13 protein-coding genes are annotated in these 21,631 nt (G+C 43.4%); 10 read left to right on the top strand and 3 right to left on the bottom strand.

Translation table 11 applies throughout. The features are described 5' to 3' along the window. Positions 1 to 22: 22 nt before the first annotated feature. From CLV51_RS01535 to CLV51_RS01515, 4 genes are all read left to right on the top strand, one after another. Positions 23 to 1,072, top strand: coding sequence for a FecR family protein (locus CLV51_RS01535; RefSeq protein ID WP_106526251.1), 1,050 nt, complete (start codon positions 23 to 25; stop codon positions 1,070 to 1,072). Positions 1,073 to 1,236: 164 nt separating this feature from the next. After that, the gene (locus CLV51_RS01530) at positions 1,237 to 4,662 is read left to right on the top strand and encodes a TonB-dependent receptor (protein WP_106526250.1); all 3,426 of its coding nucleotides are present in this window, start codon (positions 1,237 to 1,239) and stop codon (positions 4,660 to 4,662) included. A 21-nt stretch (positions 4,663 to 4,683) separates the two neighbouring features. Continuing rightward, positions 4,684 to 6,366: a RagB/SusD family nutrient uptake outer membrane protein gene (locus tag CLV51_RS01520; RefSeq protein WP_106526248.1), complete on the top strand. Its 1,683-nt coding sequence runs from the start codon at positions 4,684 to 4,686 to the stop codon at positions 6,364 to 6,366. A 169-nt stretch (positions 6,367 to 6,535) separates the two neighbouring features. After that, on the top strand, positions 6,536 to 7,918 hold the full coding sequence (locus CLV51_RS01515; RefSeq protein WP_106526247.1) for a Gfo/Idh/MocA family protein: 1,383 nt from the start codon (positions 6,536 to 6,538) through the stop codon (positions 7,916 to 7,918). Positions 7,919 to 8,011: 93 nt separating this feature from the next. Here CLV51_RS01515 and CLV51_RS01510 read toward each other — a convergent pair whose 3' ends face one another. Further along, complete coding sequence (locus CLV51_RS01510; RefSeq protein ID WP_106526246.1) at positions 8,012 to 8,617, bottom strand: superoxide dismutase; 606 nt, start codon at positions 8,615 to 8,617, stop codon at positions 8,012 to 8,014. Between the two features lie 305 nt (positions 8,618 to 8,922). Here CLV51_RS01510 and CLV51_RS01505 point away from each other — a divergent pair, with 305 nt between their 5' ends. The 3 genes from CLV51_RS01505 to CLV51_RS01495 all read left to right on the top strand — a co-directional run bounded on the left by CLV51_RS01505 (position 8,923) and on the right by CLV51_RS01495 (position 11,253). Next, on the top strand, positions 8,923 to 9,627 hold the full coding sequence (locus CLV51_RS01505) for a LuxR C-terminal-related transcriptional regulator (RefSeq protein WP_106526245.1): 705 nt from the start codon (positions 8,923 to 8,925) through the stop codon (positions 9,625 to 9,627). Between the two features lie 296 nt (positions 9,628 to 9,923). Then, complete coding sequence (locus CLV51_RS01500; protein WP_146151209.1) at positions 9,924 to 10,133, top strand: hypothetical protein; 210 nt, start codon at positions 9,924 to 9,926, stop codon at positions 10,131 to 10,133. 190 nt (positions 10,134 to 10,323) lie between these two features. After that, positions 10,324 to 11,253 carry an SPFH domain-containing protein gene (locus CLV51_RS01495; protein ID WP_106526243.1) on the top strand — a complete coding sequence of 310 codons (930 nt, stop codon included), beginning with the start codon at positions 10,324 to 10,326 and terminating at the stop codon, positions 11,251 to 11,253. Positions 11,254 to 11,255: 2 nt separating this feature from the next. Here CLV51_RS01495 and CLV51_RS01490 read toward each other — a convergent pair whose 3' ends face one another. Both CLV51_RS01490 and ligA read right to left on the bottom strand, forming a co-directional pair. After that, a complete protein-coding gene (locus CLV51_RS01490) occupies positions 11,256 to 11,693 on the bottom strand; it encodes a nucleoside deaminase (RefSeq protein WP_106526242.1) in 438 nt (145 codons plus the stop codon). A 98-nt stretch (positions 11,694 to 11,791) separates the two neighbouring features. Next, positions 11,792 to 13,897 carry an NAD-dependent DNA ligase LigA gene (gene ligA, locus CLV51_RS01485; RefSeq protein ID WP_106526241.1) on the bottom strand — a complete coding sequence of 702 codons (2,106 nt, stop codon included), beginning with the start codon at positions 13,895 to 13,897 and terminating at the stop codon, positions 11,792 to 11,794. A gap of 183 nt (positions 13,898 to 14,080) precedes the next feature. On the opposite strand from ligA, the gene CLV51_RS01480 reads away from it, so the two are divergent. The 3 genes from CLV51_RS01480 to CLV51_RS01470 all read left to right on the top strand — a co-directional run bounded on the left by CLV51_RS01480 (position 14,081) and on the right by CLV51_RS01470 (position 21,568). Next, positions 14,081 to 14,791, top strand: a complete 711-nt coding sequence (locus tag CLV51_RS01480) for an NUDIX hydrolase (protein WP_245898592.1) — start codon at positions 14,081 to 14,083, stop codon at positions 14,789 to 14,791. 650 nt (positions 14,792 to 15,441) lie between these two features. Next, positions 15,442 to 18,840 (top strand): methylmalonyl-CoA mutase family protein, encoded by a 3,399-nt coding sequence (locus CLV51_RS01475; protein WP_106526239.1) that lies wholly within the window; start codon positions 15,442 to 15,444, stop codon positions 18,838 to 18,840. A gap of 298 nt (positions 18,841 to 19,138) precedes the next feature. Then, the gene (locus CLV51_RS01470) at positions 19,139 to 21,568 is read left to right on the top strand and encodes a bifunctional YncE family protein/alkaline phosphatase family protein (protein WP_106526238.1); all 2,430 of its coding nucleotides are present in this window, start codon (positions 19,139 to 19,141) and stop codon (positions 21,566 to 21,568) included. Positions 21,569 to 21,631: the final 63 nt, after the last annotated feature.

Genomic DNA, 21,631 nt, shown 5'->3' with positions numbered 1-21,631 from the left:
TCGACTATCTATTACAGACGCCATGAAAAATGAAATCCCAGGCTATATCCCGGAGCATATCCGGACTTTGCTGATAAAACAAAGCAGTACCATCTTGTCGGCTGATGAAGAGGAACAGCTGTATAACTGGTACCAGACGCTGGACATGATTCCGGCTGAAGACCTGTTGGGTAGCGCAGACAGGGAGGCAGAAGAAAAGAAAAGAATCTGGCTGGGGCTGGAAGGAAAAATACAGGAGACGACCAACACCGGCATTTACCGGATGAAACCATGGATATGGAGAGGTGCTGCTGCTGTATTACTCTTTGTGATACTAGGTGTGGGTGGACAATATTTGCTGCATTCAAAAAAGACATATCAGCTGGAAGTGGCTACCAATATAGGCAAAGTGCAACACCTGATTTTGCCGGATGGTTCGCAGGTATGGCTAAATGCTAATAGTCAGCTGCAATATAATAATTGGAAACCAGGGAAAGCCAGAGAGGTAGTGTTGAATGGAGAAGCATTTTTTGATATAAAACAACAGGCCGGTCAACCATTTATTATTCATACACGTGCAGTAGATATTAATGTGCTGGGCACGTCTTTTAACGTTAAAGCATACCCGGAAGATGCTACCACTGAAACTACCTTGCTCACCGGAAAAGTCCAGGTTGTTATGAAACAGGAACAAGGAAGAAAGATACAGCTGGAACCCAGTCAGAAACTGGTAGTACAGAATAATCCGGAACTGGAGAATATTAAAAAAAGCAGCATAAACAAAAAGCATACAACCGATACTGTCAGCTACCTGATCGATGCTCCTAAAATGCTTACAGGCGACAGCAATTTTGTAGAAGTAACCTGGCGGGAGCGCAGACTTACTTTCTTTAATCAACCATTTGAAGTTATAGCCTTGCAGTTACAAAGGTGGTACGGTATTACTGTAATTTTCAACGACGAAACAATGAAAAATGCCCGGTTTACAGGCACTTTCCGGGATGAACCATTAACACGTGTAATGACAGCGCTACAGATGTCAGCACCTTTTAATTATCGTATGAGCAACGACACGTTATTAATAGATAAATAAGCATCAACTAAAACATATGGATAGCTAATAGCAGTGAACTAATGAAAAAAGGGAAATGCGGACACATTTCCCCCTGATTAAGATCAACTGGCTGTAACTGCACTCTGTCTTTGGACGGACCGGAATGCTGTTGCCATTTTATTGACCTCTAACTACCTAAAAGTATGAAAAAAAACAGACTTTCCGGGAAGGGTAATAACCCACCCGGAATAGCGTTCACTTTTGTTCTACGTATCATGAAGCTGACAGCAATTTTAATGCTTGCCCTTTGTTTGCAGGTTTCCGCTACAGCGTACTCGCAAACCAGGATCACGCTAAGCGCCAAACGGATGAATCTTGCTAAAGTGCTGCAGGCCATTGAAGCACAAGGGCATATTCGTTTTGTGTATAACAATGACGTATTGCCCAACAATGAGTTTATTTCTATTGATGTTACAGACCAGCCGCTGGATATTGTGTTGAGCAAAGTGTTGAAGAACACTGATCTCACCTTTAAGGCGCTGGATAAAGAACTGATTGTAATAGCTCCCGGAAATAAAGTAATTAAAAACATCCTGGTAAAAGGTAAAATAACCGATGTAAAAGGGATGCCCATTCTTGGTGTGAATGTACAGATTACAGGTACCGGCAAAGGAACTGTTACCGGTGTTGATGGTACCTACCAGTTGGAAGTGCCGGATGATGCCACACTGTTATTCACGTTTATTGGTTATGTGCAGGAGAAAATAGCTGTCAATGGCCGCACTACCATTGATATGGTAATGAAAGAAGATACCAAAGGGTTGAATGAAGTAGTAGTCGTAGGCTACGGCTCACAAAAGAAAGTAAACCTGACCGGATCAGTGGCTACTGTTAGTGCAGATAAACTGATTTCCCGTCCGGTTACATCTGTACAAAATGCTTTGCAGGGTTTAGTACCGGGACTTACCGTATTGAATCGCCCCGGTAATGTGGGAAAGGATGCCGGTACCATTACCGTACGCGGAAGAACGAACCTCAGTGCTCCCGGCCCTATGATCATTATTGATGGTATTCCTTCTACAAGTAATGACATGGCAGCTATCAACCCGAATGATATTGAAAACATGTCGGTATTGAAAGATGCAGCTTCTGCTTCCATCTACGGTTCCCGTGCAGCAAATGGGGTGATCCTCATCACTACCAAACGTGGTAAAGAAGGTAAAATGATGATTGATGTAAACGCCAGTTATGGTTCATCATCTGCTACCCGCTTACCAAAATATCTTGGTTCGGCTGATTATGCCCGTTTGTTTAACGAAGGAAAGCTGAATGCCGGAAAACCTGCTTTATACACAGATGATCAGATAAAGAAGTTTGCAGATGGTAGTGATCCGGATCATTATCCTAATACAGACTGGTACAAGCTGGCCCTGCGTAAAAACGCACCTTTTAAGGATATCCAGGTTGGGGTAAACGGTAGTTCCAAAAACACTACCTATTACCTGAGCATAGGGTATCAGAACCAGGCGTCCTTAATACCTACTACCGCCCAGGATCGTTATACAATGCGGTTAAATACCTCCACACAGGTATTGCCTATATTTAATGTCGGTACTAATATATCGCTGGTAAAGCAGGATATCAACAACAGGGGTGGTGATCTGAACTTTACCACATTGAACCGTTCAGTGCCTACCCTGGTAGCTGTTCAGTCAGATGGCACCTGGGGTACCATGAATGGTGGTAAGGCAGATGCTACACTTTCCAATGGCAACGTGTTGCGTACAATGCAGGACGGTGGCCGCAGCTGGGATAAATCCAATGCGTTTACAGGAGGGATCAATGGAACCTTAACACCGCTCAAAGGACTTTCTATCAAAGGCCTGGCTTCCCTGAAACTGGATAATCGTACTGCCAACAGGTTTACGAATACAATGCCGCCCATGACTGATTTTGATACAAAGTTGCCCATCGCGTCTACGGCGGTTCTCCTGAATGAAATGCAGGAAAAATGGGCACAGCGCCAGGCTTTATTGTTGCAGGCATATGCAGAATATGAGAAAACCATTAAGCATCACTATGCAAAAATAATGGTGGGTGCTTCAGAAGAAAGTAACGTATATCGTGATGTATTTGTAGGTCGGAAAAACTTTCCTATTAATGGCTTAGGTACTGTAGGCGCAGGTAGTGGAAGTCCGGATGATATCAGTACCGGCGACAACCTGACCGGACTATCTCCCGATGGTTCAACTTCACAGAATCCTAATGGTTCCTATTCTGAATCATGGGCTATACGCTCTTACTTTGGCCGTTTGAACTACTCATTTGCAGATAAATATTTACTGGAAGCAAATATGCGTTTTGACTTGTCATCCCGCTTCCACCCGGATTACCGCCTCGCGGAATTCCCTTCAGTATCTGCTGCCTGGAGAATATCAGAGGAAAACTTTATGAAAAATGTCAATTGGGTAAACAACCTGAAGATAAGAGGTTCATGGGGTATCCTGGGTAACGAAAGCGCAGTGCCGGTGGGAAATTATTATAACTACCTGGAAAGTAATATTGCTTATAGTTTTGAAGGTAATCCTGTAAATGGTATCTATCAAAAAACAGGTTCTAACTTAAATACTACCTGGGAAAAGGTATACATGACCAACGTAGGATTGGATGCAACTTTCCTGAAAGGTAAACTGGATGCAACCATTGATTATTATGTGAAAAGAACGGAAGGTATTTTGCTGGACAAAAACGCTCCCGCGGTCTATGGATTGTTGCCTCCACGTGTTAATGCCGGTTCTACCCGCAACAAAGGGATAGAATTGAATCTCACATACAGTGATAAGATCGGTAAAGATTTCTCTTATAACATCTCTGTAAATGTTTCTAAAATCAAGAATACCATCGTAAACCTGGGTGGTGATGATAACCGCGTAACCGGTAGCTACTACATAGAGAGAGTAGGCCAGTCTGTGGGTTCTTTTTACGGGTATGAAGTACAGGGATTGCTGACAGCTGATGATATCAAAAACAAGTATCCTTTGTTGTATCCTAATGCCAAACCGGGAGACATCAAATATGTAGATGCGAATGGTGATGGTAAAATTGATGGTAATGACCGCAGGATATTGGGTAATGATGTTCCCTGGCTTAATTATGGTGCAAATCTCGGAATGAGTTACAAGGGCTTTGATCTGAATGTACTTACCTATGGTGTATCTGATGTAAAAGTATATTTCGGCCAGGAAGCTTCTTATGCCTTCTTTAATGGTGCCGGTGTAAAAGAATATCATTTGCAACGCTGGACTAAGGACAATCCGAATCCTAATGCGGCATATCCCAGAATCCTGATTGGTGGTGATGCTACACAGAACAATACGCCTATCTCTGCTTTCTGGTTATTTAACGGTGCTTATTTCCGTATCCGCTCTCTGAGCCTGGGGTATACTGTTCCTCATATATGGGTGAAGAAAGCAGCGATGCAATCTGCACGTATTTATGTAGCAGCTAATAACCCTTTCACTTTCATGTCTGACAAGCGCTTGCATGATTATGATCCGGAAATGGCTTCTGGTCGTGGTTCTTACCCAGGTGTTAAAACATGGGTGGTTGGTGTAAACGTGAAATTTTAAGGCAGCAAAAAAAGATTAATCATGAAGAAACTTATTATCATAGGAGCTGCATTAGGTATAACAATTGCCTGGTCCGGCTGCAGCAAGGATTTTCTGAACAGGGTTCCTGAAGGTAAAATATCGGAACAAACATACTGGAATACACAGACTGATGTGATGAATGCATTGAATGGTGTGTATGGCTATATTGGTAACGCCCCTAATGCGTATATCCTGGATGGTCAGAATGCGATTTATGACGATGGTGCATCAGATAATGCATTGGCGCAATATCCCTGGGAAAGTAATGCTACGGATATTGCCAAAGGCAACGTAACGCCTGCTATGAATGAGGGCTGGGACTACACTGGTATTCGCAGAGCCAATTACTTCCTGGAAAATGTAGACCGTGTAACAATGGATAATGATCTGAAGGAACGTACCAAGGCGGAAGCCCGCTTTATACGTGCTTTCTTTTACTCCACTTTAGCATTGAAATTCGGAGATCTGCCATTGATCACTAAAACAATTACGCCGGCAGAGTCTTTTGGTGCACGTACACCCGGCGCAGACGTATGGAAATTTATATTCAGCGAACTGGATGCAGTTGCGAAAGTGTTGCCTGCTGCATATGCCGGTGGTGCCCCCAACGAAAAGGGGCGTGTAACCAAGGGTGCTGCACTGGCGCTGACAGCGCGTTTGCACCTGTACAGATCAGAGTGGGCAGATGCTGTTACCTATGCTAAAGCAGTAATGGCTATTCCCGGTTACCAGTTATTTAAGGTGGCTGGTGAAGATGGTGATGATCTGCTGGATGATTATTCCAAATGGGTGGATTTCTCCTCTCCGGCAGATGAGAAAAAATTCCGGTTGGGTTTAAGGAGTTATGAAAAGCTTTTCTGGGCTACCAATAAAGGTAATACAGAAGTGATTTTTGACAGACAGCATATGTTACAGAAAGATGCACAGTTTGATAATACCTACCTGTTGCCGGATATCCTTGGTGGCTGGAGCTCTGTAACGCCTACGCAGGAACTCGTAGATGCTTATGAAAGCTATAAAACCGGGCAACCGGTGGCACCAGTAGATGTGGTTACCCGTGCTGCCAATTATGCTAAAAAAGCAACTGATCCTGCTTTTTATAATGAATACAAAAACCTGGATCCCCGCTTCTATGCTACCATCATGTTTGAAGGTAGCCCATGGAACGGCATACAGAAAGGATATTCCTTTACCTGGGCAAAAGGTTCCAACAACTCACAGATTGGTTACAACTTCCGTAAGCTGGTAGATCCCTCCTCATGGAAAGCACAGGTGGATAACTATTCTAATCATGTCATTATCCGTTATGCAGAAATTTTGCTGACGTATGCTGAAGCACAGAATGAAGTATCCGGCCCTGATGCTACTGTGTATGATGCGATTGATCAGATTCGCGACAGAGCAGGTATGCCATTGCTGGATCGTGTTAAATATAACTCCCAGGCTACACTTCGCGATGCTATCCGTGCGGAACGCAGAATAGAGCTGGCGCTGGAAGGGAATCGTTTTATGGACATCCGCCGCTGGAAAATAGCTCCGCAGGTAATGACCAAAACACTGTATGCGATTGATGGCGGTAAAGTAGATGACCGCACCTGGTACGATAAATTGTACCTGATGCCGGTACCACAGTCTCAATCAGATCTTAATCCTAAGTTGTTGCCTAATAACAGCGGCTATTGATTATTTTAAAGCTTATAGATAAAAAAAAGCTCTGGCATTGCCGGAGCTTTTTTTTTATCCCCAATAATCGCATCTCCCTATAAATTATGATTTCCGGTTTATTGTTTTTATTTTGACAAACTCAGTAAATTCAAAACGTTATCATTTTCTCAACCTAAATAGGGTAATCATGCCAGTAAATTCCAACGAAGACTCACGCCGGAGTTTTATCAGCAAATTTGCCAAAGGAGTAGTGGGTGCATCACTGCTGCCTGGTATTCTGACTGCTGCTGATAAAAAAAGGAACATTGAATCACTTTCACGCCTGAAAGAAAAATACAGTGCGAACGATCAGATACAGGTAGCGCTTATTGGTGCTGGTGGTATGGGTACTGCCGATGCCAACACAGCGATTACGGTACCTGGTGTAAAGCTGGTGGCGGCCTGCGACTTATATGACGGCCGTTTGGCGGATGCTAAAAAGAAATGGGGTAATGATATTTACACTACGCGTAGCTACCAGGATATTCTGGATCGTAAAGATATTGATGCGGTGATTATTGCGGTGCCTGACTTCTGGCATAAGGATATTTCTGTCGCTGCTATGAACAAAGGCAAATCTGTTTACTGCGAAAAGCCAATGGTACATGATATCACCGAAGGTCCTGCTATTGTAGAAGCGCAGCAGCGGAACGGCAAGGTAGTGTACCAGGTGGGCAGTCAGGGTATGAGTTCGTTGGGTAATGAGAAAGCAAGACAACTGCTGAAAGATGGTGCGATTGGTAAATTAAATTACGCCGAAGGATTCTGGGCGCGGATGTCGCCAACAGGTGCCTGGCAGTATCCTATTCCGGCCGATGCGTCGCTTAAAACGGTAGACTGGGATGCTTACCTCAAAAACGCACCAAAGCGCGATTTTGACCCCTTACGTTTCTTCCGCTGGCGTAATTACAAGGACTATGGTACCGGTGTTTCCGGCGACCTGTTCGTACACCTGTTCTCAAGTTTACATTTGGTAACCGGTTCTATTGGTCCAAATAAAATAATGGCTACTGGTGGCTTGCGCTACTGGAATGATGGCAGGGAAGTACCAGACATTATGCTGGGTATGTTTGATTATCCGGAAACAGAAATACATCCTGCGTTTAACCTGTCTCTCCGCGTAAACTTTGTAGATGGTACCGGTGGTACCAATTACCTGCGTATGGTGGGTAGTGAAGGTTCCATGACGGTAGAATGGGATAAAGTAACACTGTATCGCAACAAAAATAACGTGGATGCCAATGATCCTTTAGTACAGGCAAAAGCAGCAGCTGATCCGGGAAAAGCGTATACCTATAACCGTAAGGAAATGCTGTCACCTGATAAGATGGAATATGTAGCAGAAGAAGGTTACAAAGGTGCGCATTTTGATCACTTCTACAATTTGTTTAACGCTATGCGTACAGGTGGTAAGGTAGCTGAAAATCCTTTGTTCGGTTTCCGTGCAGCGGCTCCTGCATTGCTTTGTAACGAAAGTTACTTCAGCAATAAAATTATACATTGGGATCCTAAGAATCTGAAGCTCGTTTAACAAAAGTGTTATCAGCTTTTAGTTAAGCAAATAAAAAATCCCGTCAAGGCATAGCCTGACGGGATTTTTTATTTGCTTAACTAAAAGCTGAAATTAGATGCTTGCTTCAAAACGTTTGCTGATAGCGTTCCAGTCAACAACATTCCAGAATGCTTTCAGGTATTCCGGACGGCGGTTCTGATATTTCAGGTAGTATGCATGTTCCCATACATCCACACCGAGGACAGGAGTGCCTTTTACTTCAGCAACATCCATCAGTGGATTGTCCTGATTAGGCGTGGAAGTAACTTCCAGTTTGCCATCTTTTATCAGGAGCCATGCCCAGCCTGAACCGAAGCGGGTAGCGCCGGCAGTGTTGAACTTTTCCTGGAATGCTTCAAAAGAACCGAAGGTGCTGTTAATAGCATCCGCCAGTTTGCCGCTCGGTGCGCCACCTGCATTAGGAGCCAGGCTGGTCCAGAAGAAACTGTGGTTCCAGTGACCACCACCGTTGTTTCTTACAGCAGGGCTGATCTTACCGGCGTTAGCAACCAGTTCTTCCAGTGATTTGTTTTCATTTTCTGTACCGGCGATTGCCTTGTTCAGATTATCAACATATGCCTGGTGATGCTTACCATGGTGAATTTCCATTGTTAATTTATCAAAATTCGGCTCTAACGCATCGGTTGCGTAGGGTAAGCTCGGAAGTGTGAATGCCATAACTAAGATTTTTTATGGGTTTTTAAATATTATTTCGTGATAGTCGCCAAATTTACTGCCTAATCCTTTAAATATCAATTTAGAAATTTTCGAATTTCCTGATTTTAATATTTATCCTACCGCATGAGTTGATTCTAAAACAAAATCTCCGGATCTTCAAATCACAAAATCACAAAATACCCGGGCTTGGTCATATTGAAATTTATTTTATATTTACATGTACTCGGTTTAACAGGACGTAACATTAGGCATATTTAGTGTGTGCTTGGTAGTTGTTTACCTATTGTTTGTTTAAAACGTATAGTATGCAGAACGGCTCGGACTTAGGGCATAGCTTTTCCCTCAACGCCTTACAAAAGGAAAATGAGTTATTAAAGAATCGTATTCATTGGCTGGAGAGCATTTTACATCACGTGCCCGCCATGCTTTACAGTTACGATAACAACAGCAAATCTGTCACATGGTGCAATGAGCGTCTGGCAGAAACTGTTGGTTTTACTACAGAAGAGATGTCCGGTATGGGCATGGAATTCTTTCAGCACATCATGCACCCCGATGATTTTAAGCTGGCAGCTGTAGCGCAACAGTCCTTCCTTAACAACAAAACCCAGTTTGGAGGCATTGCCCGCATACGCAAGAAAGGCGAAACTGATTATCGTTGGCTGATGGGACTGGAAGTCCCTTTTACACATGATAAGAATGGGCAGGTGGTAGAAATTATTTGTGCATTTCTGGATCTTACAAATGCCATAGATACCAATCTGCAGTTATCTGAAGCCCTCGGAGAAATCCTGCGCCGGCAAAATGAAAATCTGCTGAATAAACTTACTGCAAGAGAAAAAGATGTGCTGGGGATGGCAGTGCAGGGCCTCAACAACAAGGAGATCGCTAATTCGTTGAACCTTAGCCGTTATACTGTAGAAACCCATCGAAAGAATATCCGTTTGAAGCTGAAAGTACGCAATACAACAGAGTTGGTTGCCATAGCCCGGAAAATTGGATTTCAATAATTGATAAATGAGAAAATAGTATTAGTATTTCTTTATTCTGAATCAGATTTGCTGCTGCCCCGTTTTTTAGTGCCCACGTACAGAAATCCTTATTTTAAATTGTATTCTTCTGGTAATCAGTAAATAGCGTAAAAAAATGCAAAAAACTGATTTGCTAAATTTTGCTAAATATTTTCAAAAATACCCAAGATTGGGTATTTGCTTGCTTTTGAAACTCCACTAATTTAGTGAATTAATATTACGTGTGGTTTTTAAACATGCGATATGATTATTGGCTGAAACATACCCCTATCACTATGATAACCGAGGAACGAGCATTTTATATTTTGCAACTGGAAGAATCAGCCACTGCTGACGAAATAGTGGCCCGCTATGAGATTTTAAAGGATCAATACAGAAAAATCAAAGACGAAACAGAAGACCTGAGAACCCGGCTTGCATACCAATTGAAACAAATTGAACTGGATGACGTATTCATATATTTCAGAAGGAAACAAAGGATATAATTACTAAGCTTTTTTTATTATTCATTCGTTGTGTTTTTAAGCTCAGTTTTCATCCATTGTTTGTTTCTTACAAAACTGCCCTCAAAATAACCAGTACCCCAGTACTTGAAGAGTAAACTATGTCTAACGCTACCCATGTACTTTATTTTGTTATATTTACTGGCTTAAACCCTACCTAAACAAACGCTCTATGAATGTATTTTTGATCATTCTGGTGGTATTGGCAGCACTGGTTTTATTATCTTGTTTTGTTACTGTACAGCAGGGATACATTGCTGTTACTACCATTTTCGGAAAATATAACCGCGTTCTTTTTCCGGGACTGAACTTTAAAATACCTGTTGTTGAAAAGGTATTTAAGAGAGTATCTATTCAAAACAGATCTGTAGAACTGGAATTTCAGGCTATTACCATTGACCAGGCTAACGTTTACTTCAAGGCAATGCTGCTGTACGCAGTATGGAACCAGGATGAAGAAACGATTAAAAATGTGTCGTTTAAATTTATGGATGAAAGAAGCTTTATGCAGGCGCTGGTGCGCACTATTGAAGGTTCTATCCGTGGATTTGTAGCTACCAAAAGACAGGCAGAAGTATTGGGCCTGCGTAAAGATATTACAGAACACGTAAAAGAGCAGATAGATAAAACCCTGGAAGAGTGGGGTTTTCATTTGCTCGACCTGCAAATGAATGATATCACTTTTGATGAAGTGATCATGAAGTCCATGGCACAGGTGGTAGCTTCCAATAACCTGAAAGCTGCTGCTGAAAATGAAGGCCAGGCATTACTGATCACCAAAACAAAAGCAGCAGAAGCAGATGGTAATGCCATCAAAATTGCAGCAGAAGCAGAAAGACAGGCGGCACAGCTGCGCGGTATGGGTGTAGCCCTGTTCCGTGAAGAAGTGGCCAAGGGTATGAGTATGGCTGCTAAAGAAATGCAGCAGGCCAACCTGGATACTTCCGTGATCCTCTTCTCCATGTGGACAGAAGCCATCAAGCACTTCGCTGAAAACTCAAAAGGAAATGTCATCTTCCTGGATGGTTCTTCAGAAGGTATGGATCATACCATGAAGCAAATGATGGGTATGAATAAGATAATGGATTCAAATAAGAAATAACATCACCTCCTTTGTTCAAAGAAAGTTTTCATCAACTGTAAACTTTCTTCGCTGCACGGACCGGCTTCCAGTTTTGTTTTAGGATGAAACGGGGACCGGTCACCGGTAGCTCTGCGATAGCTGTTTTTATCATCTGCAGCCGCATACACAATCTTCCCTATCTTGCTCCAGTAAAGCGCTCCCGCACACATCAGGCATGGTTCTACGGTTACATATAATGTGGCGTCCATTAAATATTTACTGCCCAGTGTATTGAAGGCGGCTGTTAATGCAATCATCTCTGCATGTGCGGTGCAGTCATTTAATCTTTCAACGTGGTTATAACCACGGCCAATGATCCGGTTGTTTTGTACTACTACCGCACCAATAGGTACTTCTCCGTCGTCAAAAGCTTTACGTGCTTCCAGCAACGCCTGCCGCATAAAATGTTCGTCTGTCATAATAGCTGTTAGCTTTTAGTAATTAGCTGTTAGCTCTTAGCGGATAATTTTCAGCTATAGTGGTAAAGCACTAAAAGCTAACTGCTAAGAGCTAATTACTATTTTATCATTTCCAGAAAATCATCTTCTGTCAGAATCTTGATGGTATTGATTTTCTTGGCTTTTTCCAGCTTACTGCCGGCTTCTTCTCCTACTACTAAAAAGTTGAGCTTACTGCTTACACCACTCACTATTTTACCGCCCTGTTGTTCTACCATTTCTTCTGCTTCGCTGCGTTTTAGTTTCATGAGTGTGCCGGTAAATAAAAACGTTTGTCCGCTGAGGCTACCCGATACCGGTAATGCTCCCTGGGTATTTTCCATGTTAATACCCAGTGCAGCCAGCTTGTTCAGCATCTGAATGTTATCATCGTTTGCAAAGAACAAACGGATAGAACCTGCTACTTTTGGACCAATATCTTCCAGTGCGAGGATCTGTTCTTCTGTCCAATGCTGTAGATCCATGATATTAGAGAGCGCGTTGGCCAATGTTTTAGCGGTGGTTTCACCTACATAACGAATTCCCAATCCAAAGATCAAACGATGCAGGGGTTGTATTTTGGATTGCTCAATAGCTGTTTGCAGATTGGTCTGTGATTTTTTCCCAAAACCTTCCAGCGTGCCTATTTTATCGAAGTCCAGCTCATAGATGCCTGGAATATCTTTCAGTAATCCTAATGAAAAGAATTTACGCACATTGCTTTCGCCAAAGCTTTTGATGTCCATGGCGTCTTTGCTTACAAAGTGGATCATTCTTTCTACCACCTGTGCTTCACAGTTGATGTTGGTGCAACGCCAAACGCTTTCCTCTTCAGGTTTTACGAGCTTATCATGGCATACCGGGCAGTGAGTGGGGAATACAATATCCTGTTCACTGCCGTCGCGCAGATCAGCTACAGATTTTACAATGTAGGGGATCACGTCTCCGGCTCTTTCTACCAGTACGGTATCGCCCAGTTTCAGGTCTTTCTCCTTAATCACTTCTTCATTAAAAAGAGACATAGAAGCAACGGTAACACCGCCAATAGGCACCGGATCAATTTTAGCTACCGGGGTAACGGAGCCGGTACGTCCTACCTGGAACTCTACGCTGCGTAGTTTGCTGGTGGCTTGTCTGGCTTTAAATTTATATGCAATGGCCCAGCGTGGATGGTGTGTGGTCATGCCCAGTTTATCCTGCAGGGCATAATCATTTACTTTAATCACCATGCCATCAATTTCATAGGGCAGGTTATCGCGTTCTGTTTCAAATAACAGGCAGTAGTCTATTACAGCCTGTATGCCTTTTACTACTTTCTTTTCTTTTGCGGGGCTACGGAAACCCAGTGTAGATAGTAGTTCCAGCGTACCGCTATGTGTCCTGAGTGCTTCGGGTTCTGTTTGCCCGGCATTCATGGTATGATAGCTCATATGATATAGAAAAGCTTCCAGTCCGCGTTTGGCTACTTCGTTGGGATCTACCATACGTAAAGAGCCGGAGGCTGCATTGCGTGGATTAGCCAGTGGTGGCTGATTTTCTGCAATACGTTTATCATTGAAAGCTTTAAAAGTATTTTTGTTGATCAGTACTTCGCCACGTATTTCTATCTGATGAATGCCATATTTGGAGAAGCGGGCAGACAGCGGGATAGAGCGTATCTGTTTAATGTTGGCAGTGATGTCTTCTCCTGCAACGCCATCGCCGCGGGTAGCGCCACGGGTAAGGTGGTCATCTTCATAAATGAGAGAGATGCTGGCACCATCAAATTTAGGTTCAATGCAGTACTCTATTTCATCAAGACCGGCACTTTCACGGGCTTTCCTGTCCCAGTCCAGCAGATCATCTGCATTGTAGGAGTTTTCAAGACTGAGCATAGGTACCAGGTGAGGTACGGTGATAAATTCTTTGGTGAGCCCTTTAGCTACGCGCTGTGTGGGGGAATCCGCGCTGATCAGGGCAGGGTTTTCCTGCTCCAGTTTTTTTAGCCAGGCAAACAACTGATCGTATTCGTAATCACTGATAACCGGCTCGCTTTGCACGTAGTAGCGCCAGTCGTTGTAGCCAATTACACGACGCAAAGCATCCAGGGTTTCATCAATGGAATGCAGCAGTTGTTGCTGCTCTAAATGGCTGAGCAGGTCTTTGGCCAACTGCGCCAGGGTTATTTCTATCTCCTTTGTGTACATAATAAGTGATACTGAGCCGTAAATTTAAACTTATCTTTCAGGTTAGGCATATCTGTCTAAAAAATTCGATGTTATTTTGTATTAAATGTGGTAATTTTTTCTTTCATTTGATTATTGGTATAATTCCACGCGTATTCGCTGATAACTTAGTTTTACTGTAATTCCACGTTTTATATGATGTCTATGTACACCAAAAACATCAATACACATCTTGTTGAAATAAAAGATTATTTCAAAGTCGCCATTTCGGTGGACTGCGTAATCTTTGGCTTTAATAACGATGAGCTGAAAGTATTGCTGATAGAATCTGATCTCAAAGAGTATAAGGGGAAATGGTCCCTGCTGGGAGATATTGTACGGCCGGAAGAAGAGCTGGACGAAGCTGCTTATCGGGTGCTCAAGGCGCGTACAGGATTGGATAATGTGTATATGGAACAGGTGCAGACCTTTGGCGCTATTAACCGGCATCCGGCTGGTCGTGTGATTACTGTAGCCTATTATTCGCTGGTGAATATTGAGCATGTGGAGTTGAAGATGCATAACAACGAATTACACTGGCACTCCGTGAAAGACCTGCACCAGATGGCATTTGATCATAAACTGATTCTGGATACCTGCCACGAACGCCTCAAACAGCAGGTGATGGTACAGCCGGTGGGCTTTAACCTGTTGCCCCGGAAGTTTTCCCTGCGGGAGCTGCAAAACCTCTATGAAGCCATACTGGATATGGAACTGGACCGTCGTAATTTCCGGAAGAAGTTTTTATCTATGGACTTGCTGACGGACTTAAATGAAGAAGAAGAAGATGTCCCGCATCGTCCTGCCAAGCTCTATAAATTTAATTTTGATAAGTATGACCAAAGGAAGAAGCGCTTCCTGGGTATTGGCTTTTAACATCAGAGCTATGGTATTTTTTTAGCCGAAGGCTAAGCTTTCTCTATTATTCCTGTTAATTTTCACTTGCTCAAAATCCTTTACCAATAAGGATTTGAATTGTCATGTTCTGACAAAATATTTTCCGGGATAATTTTCTCATTAAACAGAAAAAAAACTTTGTTTTTAACAAAAATTTAATTAAGATTGTGTAAGATATACACATCCTAAGAAAGCAATACTTTCTTATTAGTAGTAAAACCAAAATGAAGGCCAGTTCGCTGTAAGTTATTTTACCTTATTTGCCGGTATGTAGAAAAATTCCTTTAAACAAGTTTGCCAGCGTAAAGTCATAAAATTTATTTATCAATAGTTTGATTTTATAGTTCCACGTTATGAAACAATAAGGCCGCTGAGCACTATTGCCTGGTGTCTTACATTCTCTTTCCCTTGTACAACAGATGTACAGGGGAAAGTTGTTTTAGGGAAAAACTAACCTATTTCGGCATCAGTTAAATATTTTGCAATAAGATTACGTACCTGTTTAATCAATTCTAATTCTGTTTAAACCCGCGCTATACCGGCAGTTCAGCTGGTTTTTCCGTAACTTGCATATTCTGATTAGGAAACTTTCACGGCCCGGGGCCATGGTTAAAAATCCGGTTATTTATATGTCATATACACCACAACATAAGGTTCGCATCGTAACAGCGGCAGCTTTATTCGACGGTCATGATGCCGCCATCAACATTATGCGACGCATTATGCAGGCAAAGGGTGCTGAGGTGATTCACCTGGGCCATAACCGTTCTGCTGCGGAAATTGTAGACTGTGCGATCCAGGAAGATGCACAGGGGATTGCCGTTACCTCCTACCAGGGTGGCCACGTGGAATTCTTTAAATACATGTACGACCTGCTGCAGCAAAAGGGCTGTGGACACATCAAGATCTTTGGTGGCGGCGGCGGAACCATCCTGCCGGTAGAAATAGCAGAACTGCACGCCTATGGCATTGCCCGCCTGTACTCACCGGATGATGGCCGCCATATGGGGCTGGAAGGAATGATAGAAGACCTGATCAATCAGTGCGACATCGCCGTAAAGCCACTTACAGAAGGCAGCAGCGTGGAAGATATCCCGCAGTTAAGGAAAGATAAAAATCCTAAAATTATAGCAAGGGCCATCAGCCTGGCAGAAAATGAGATGCCGGTAGCCCTGCTCAATGCCCGGAAGGCAAGGACCGCGGTAACGGTAGACGAAGGCGTTGGTACACATATCACCAACACTGCCGTTGACCGGGAAACACCTGTACTGGGTATTACCGGAACAGGCGGTGCCGGTAAAAGCAGCGTGACAGATGAATTGGTGCGCCGGTACCTCAATCACTCCAATGATAAAACAGTAGCAGTGATTTCTGTGGACCCTTCTAAAAAGAAGACTGGCGGCGCTTTGCTGGGCGACCGCATCCGCATGAACTCCATTCATCATCCACGGGCCTACATGCGTTCACTGGCCACCCGCGAAAGTGATAAAGCCATCAGCGAGCATATCCAGGAAGCGATTGACGTGTGCAAACTGGCTGCTTTTGATTTCATTATCCTGGAAACATCCGGTATTGGACAAAGTGATACCGCTATCACAGATTATTGTGATGTATCACTTTATGTGATGACACCGGAATATGGTGCTGCTTCCCAGTTGGAGAAAATTAATATGCTGGATTATGCAGATGTAATTGCCATTAATAAATTTGATAAAGCAGGCGCACTCGATGCTTTGCATGATGTCCGCAAACAATATAAACGTAATCACACCCTCTGGACTGCTAAAGACGAAGACCTGCCTGTAGTAGGTTCTATCGCTTCCCAGTTTAATGATGCAGGCATCAACCTGTTGTTTGAGAAAGTAATGGAGAAGGTAGAAGAGAAGACCGGCGCAAACTTTGGCCCTATGCCACATGAGAGCCTGAAGTCTACTACCACCAAATCGCAGATCATTCCACCTGCAAGGGTACGTTACCTCGCAGAAATTACAGAAGCTATTACTGATTACAGCAAATGGGTAGATGAACAGTCTGTACTGGCTACACAATTGTACCAGGTACAAGGTGTAATAGATATGCATCCGGCGCAAGCCGCTGCCCTGGCAGATATCAAAGCACACCTGGAAAAAGCATTGCATCCGGAATGCAAACAACTGATTGACGGCTGGCCGGCGTTGTTAAAGAAGTATCAGGCAGATTTTTATGAATACCAGGTACGTGATAAAGTGATCAAATTGCCATTGTTCAGCGAAAGCCTTAGCCATAGCCGCATTCCAAAGGTAAGCCTGCCTAAATATAAAGATTGGGGAGACATTCTCCGTTGGCAGCTGACAGAAAATCTGCCCGGTGAATTTCCCTATGCAGCCGGCGTATTTCCGCTCAAACGCGAAGGAGAAGATCCTACACGTATGTTTGCCGGTGAAGGTGGTCCCGAAAGAACCAACAAACGTTTCCACTACGTATCACTGGATCAGCCGGCAAAGCGGCTGTCTACCGCCTTTGACAGCGTTACACTGTACGGAGAGGATCCGGCAATAAGACCAGATATTTACGGTAAGATCGGGAACTCCGGTGTGAGCATTGCTACTGTAGATGATGCCAAGAAGTTATACAGCGGTTTTGATCTCTGTGATCCCAAGACCTCTGTATCCATGACGATCAACGGTCCGGCGCCTATACTGCTGGCCTTTTTCATGAATGCCGCCATTGATCAGCAATGTGAAAAGTATATCAAAGAAAACGGCCTTACTGAAAAAGTAACCGCCCTGGTAAAAGATAAATTCAAAGATCATCCGCTGCCGCATTACAGTGGTGAGCTGCCTGCAGGAAATGATGGCCTTGGCCTTCAGCTGCTGGGCACTTCCGGCGAAGAGGTATTGGATAAAGCAGTGTATGAAAAAATTAAGGCACATGCATTAAGTACAGTACGTGGTACTGTACAGGCAGATATTCTGAAAGAAGACCAGGCACAAAATACCTGCATCTTCTCTACTGAATTTGCTTTAAAACTGATGGGAGATGTGCAGGATTATTTCATCACAGAAAAGGTGCGTAACTTTTACTCCGTGAGCATTTCCGGCTACCACATTGCGGAAGCAGGTGCCAATCCTATTACACAGCTGGCATTCACACTGGCAAACGGTTTCACGTATGTAGAATACTACCTGAGCCGCGGCATGAATATAGATGACTTTGCACCTAACCTGTCATTCTTCTTCAGCAATGGTATGGATCCGGAATATGCAGTAATTGGCCGTGTTGCCCGCCGCATCTGGGCTAAAGCGATCAAGTATAAATACAAAGGCAACGATCGTTCACAGAAGCTCAAGTATCATATTCAAACATCCGGTCGCAGCCTGCACGCACAGGAAATTGATTTCAATGATATCCGTACTACGTTGCAGGCATTATATGCTATCTACGATAACTGTAATTCCCTGCACACCAACGCTTACGATGAGGCCATTACCACACCTACAGAAGAAAGTGTGAGAAGAGCCATGGCTATTCAGCTGATCATTAACCGGGAGCTGGGAACAGCTAAAAACGAAAACCCGGTACAGGGAGCCTTCTTCATTGATGAACTCACTGATCTGGTAGAAGAAGCCGTACTCACAGAATTTAATCGCATCACAGAACGTGGTGGTGTATTGGGTGCTATGGAAAGAATGTATCAGCGTAATAAAATACAGGAAGAAAGTCTTTATTACGAATCACTGAAGCATACCGGCGAATTCCCGATTGTAGGCGTAAACACCTTCCTGAATAAAAACGGATCTCCTACCATTATTCCGGCAGAAGTAATCCGTTCTACTACAGCAGAAAAAGAATTCCAGATAGATACGCTGGAAGCCTTCCATCAAAGACATCAGCATAAAAGCGCTGCGGCACTTAAGCAGTTGCAGCAAGTGGCTGTTAACAATGGCAATTTATTTGCTGAGTTGATGAACACCGTGAAACATTGCTCCCTGGGCCAGATTACGCATGCGCTGTATGAAGTAGGAGGGCAGTACAGGAGAAATATGTAACGCGGATGCTGTCTTTCTCCCGATTAGGCTGATTATACTGATTACCCTGATTATATTTGATTTTACTAAGATTTAAAAAGATTAGCGAAGATTAGAGCGAACATATTCGCTTTAATCTTCGCTAATCTTTTTAAATCAAAAAATATAATCAGGGTAATCAGTATAATCAGCCTAATCGGGAGAAAGACAAAGTCCGAAAAAATCACAGTTAGATTATTATCTTAGTATTACCTTTTATCAACCGCTACATCCCTGAATGTAGTCACGTTATTTTTACCGCTTCATTATATGAACTACTATGAAAAAGATCTTCTATGGTTTGGCGTTGCTAACATGTTTGCAGGTAAATGCGCAAACTGTTGACACTGTTGCAAAACGCGTGTTACTGCCTAACGGCTGGTCGTTAACCCCGGTAGGACATTCATTGCATTTAGGCGATTTGCCCTTGAACGTACTGGTATCGCCAACGGAAAAATACCTGGCGGTTACTAATAACGGGCAAAGCAAACAAACTATACAGCTTATTGATGCAAAAAAGGAAGTGTTACTGGATGAAGTAAGCATTCCTAAGTCGTGGCTGGGATTGGCTTTCAGTAAAGATGAAAAAAAGTTGTATGCTTCCGGTGGTAATGATAACGTGATCTGGCAGTATAATATTAATAACAATAAACTGCAGGTAGCAGATACTATCCGGTTGGGATTGTCGTGGCCTAAAGGAAAGATCTGTCCTACAGGTATGGTATTGGATAACTCACGTAATAGTCTGTACGTAGCTACAAAAGAAGATAACAGTTTATATATTATTGATCTGCGTACCAATAAGGTGAGTAGCCGCATTCCTTTGCCGGCAGAGGCTTATACGGTTGTATTGTCTAAGGATAATAATACTTTGTATATTTCTTTGTGGGGTGGCGATGCGGTAGCTGTATTTGATATCGCTTCGCAGAAAATTACCGGATCAATCAATGTAGGTAGTCATCCTAATGAAATGATATTATCGAAGAACGGTAAGTATTTATATGTTGCCAATGCAAATGATAACGCTGTATCTGTGATTGCCACTGCGGATCAGAAAGTGATAGAGTCGCTGCAAACCGCGCTGTATCCGGATGCGCCGGCAGGGTCTACTACAAACGGACTCGCCTTATCTGCCAATAACAAAAAATTATACATTGCCAATGCAGATAATAACTGTCTGGCAGTTTTTGACGTGGAAACGCCCGGCAAAAGCAGGTCCGCTGGATTTATTCCGGTGGGATGGTATCCTACCTGCGTAAGAGTTATCGGCAAAAAAGTATTGGTCGCCAATGGCAAGGGGTTCACATCTATGGCTAATCCCGATGGCCCCAATCCGGTGAGTAAGAAGGATGAAAGCGGCTCGCATCAGGCTAATACCCGCAAAGATAAACCGGTGCAATACATAGCAGGACTATTCAAAGGCACCTTATCTATATTCAATGAACCCGGTGAAGCCTTGCTGAGCAAGTGGTCCGGGCTGGTATATGCAAACACTCCTTATACTAAAGCGAAAGAAACAATGGCGGCAGGAGAAGCAGGTAATCCTATACCACGTACAGCCGGGCAATCATCTCCCATTAAATATGTATTCTACATTATCAAGGAAAACCGCACTTACGACCAGGTTTTGGGCGATATGCCGGAAGGTAACGGAGATAGCAGCTTATGTATTTTCCCTGAGCGGATTACACCTAATCTGCATCGTTTATCAAGAGATTATGTTTTGTTGGATAATTTTTATGTAGATGCTGAAGTAAGTGCTGATGGCCATAACTGGAGTATGGCGGCTTATGCTACCGATTATGTGGAAAAAACCTGGCCTACCAGTTATGGTGGTCGTGGCGGCACTTACGATTATGAGGGTAGCCGCAAAGTGGCGTATCCTAAAAAAGGATTTATATGGGATTACTGTAATCGTGCAGGGGTGAGCTATCGCAGCTATGGCGAGTTTGCGGGCAAAGGCGTCGCAACATTGAAATCGCTGGAGAATAATTTCTGTGTAGCTTATCCGAATTTTGACCTGAGTATCCGGGATGTAGACAGGCAGCAGATCTGGCAGCATGATTTTGATTCCCTGCTGGCTATTGGTTCGTTATCACATTTTAATACTATCCGATTGGGTAATGATCATACCAGTGGTATGCGCAAGGGTGCTTATTCTCCTTTTGCTGCTGTAGCGGATAATGATCAGGCAGTGGGGCAGCTGGTTGATTACCTCTCTCATAGTAAAATATGGCAGGAGAGTGCTGTGTTTATTTTGGAAGATGATGCACAAAATGGCCCTGATCATGTGGATGCGCACCGCTCTACAGCCTATGTGATCAGCCCTTATATCAAACGTAAATCGGTTAATCACAATATGTATTCCACCTCCGGGATGCTGCGTACCATGGAGCTGATCCTGGGTTTACCGCCTATGAGTCAGTATGATGCCGCTGCCACGCCTATGTGGGAGTTATTTTCTGCTGTCCCTGATCTTACGCCTTATACAGCGCTGCAGGCGCATGTGGATATCAATGAAAGAAATATAGCATGGAATGAAAGTGCCCGTCGTTCTGCTGCTTTTGATCTGGCACATGAAGACCGGGTACCTGATCTGGAATTAAATGAGATCGTGTGGAAGGCCGTCCATGGCGAACATGCGGTGATGCCGGCGCCTCGTAGAAGCGCTTTTGTGAAACTACAGGCAAAAGAAGAAGAGGATGATTGATAAATCGATTAAGCAAATCCGGGAAACTTTTCTATTTTAGGGTTTCTTAAATGTAAAAACGGT

This window comes from Chitinophaga niastensis (assembly GCF_003014755.1).
In the GTDB taxonomy this organism is placed as follows: domain Bacteria; phylum Bacteroidota; class Bacteroidia; order Chitinophagales; family Chitinophagaceae; genus Chitinophaga; species Chitinophaga niastensis.
This window is presented reverse-complemented; position numbering and strand designations above follow the sequence as displayed.

Coding starts and splice junctions, on each gene's coding strand:
- CLV51_RS01535 (WP_106526251.1), top strand. CDS start 23: ATGAAAAATGAAATCCCAGGCTATATCCCGGAGCATATCCGGACTTTG.
- CLV51_RS01530 (WP_106526250.1), top strand. CDS start 1,237: ATGAAAAAAAACAGACTTTCCGGGAAGGGTAATAACCCACCCGGAATA.
- CLV51_RS01520 (WP_106526248.1), top strand. CDS start 4,684: ATGAAGAAACTTATTATCATAGGAGCTGCATTAGGTATAACAATTGCC.
- CLV51_RS01515 (WP_106526247.1), top strand. CDS start 6,536: ATGCCAGTAAATTCCAACGAAGACTCACGCCGGAGTTTTATCAGCAAA.
- CLV51_RS01510 (WP_106526246.1), bottom strand. CDS start 8,617: ATGGCATTCACACTTCCGAGCTTACCCTACGCAACCGATGCGTTAGAG.
- CLV51_RS01505 (WP_106526245.1), top strand. CDS start 8,923: ATGCAGAACGGCTCGGACTTAGGGCATAGCTTTTCCCTCAACGCCTTA.
- CLV51_RS01500 (WP_146151209.1), top strand. CDS start 9,924: ATGATAACCGAGGAACGAGCATTTTATATTTTGCAACTGGAAGAATCA.
- CLV51_RS01495 (WP_106526243.1), top strand. CDS start 10,324: ATGAATGTATTTTTGATCATTCTGGTGGTATTGGCAGCACTGGTTTTA.
- CLV51_RS01490 (WP_106526242.1), bottom strand. CDS start 11,693: ATGACAGACGAACATTTTATGCGGCAGGCGTTGCTGGAAGCACGTAAA.
- ligA (WP_106526241.1), bottom strand. CDS start 13,897: ATGTACACAAAGGAGATAGAAATAACCCTGGCGCAGTTGGCCAAAGAC.
- CLV51_RS01480 (WP_245898592.1), top strand. CDS start 14,081: ATGTACACCAAAAACATCAATACACATCTTGTTGAAATAAAAGATTAT.
- CLV51_RS01475 (WP_106526239.1), top strand. CDS start 15,442: ATGTCATATACACCACAACATAAGGTTCGCATCGTAACAGCGGCAGCT.
- CLV51_RS01470 (WP_106526238.1), top strand. CDS start 19,139: ATGAAAAAGATCTTCTATGGTTTGGCGTTGCTAACATGTTTGCAGGTA.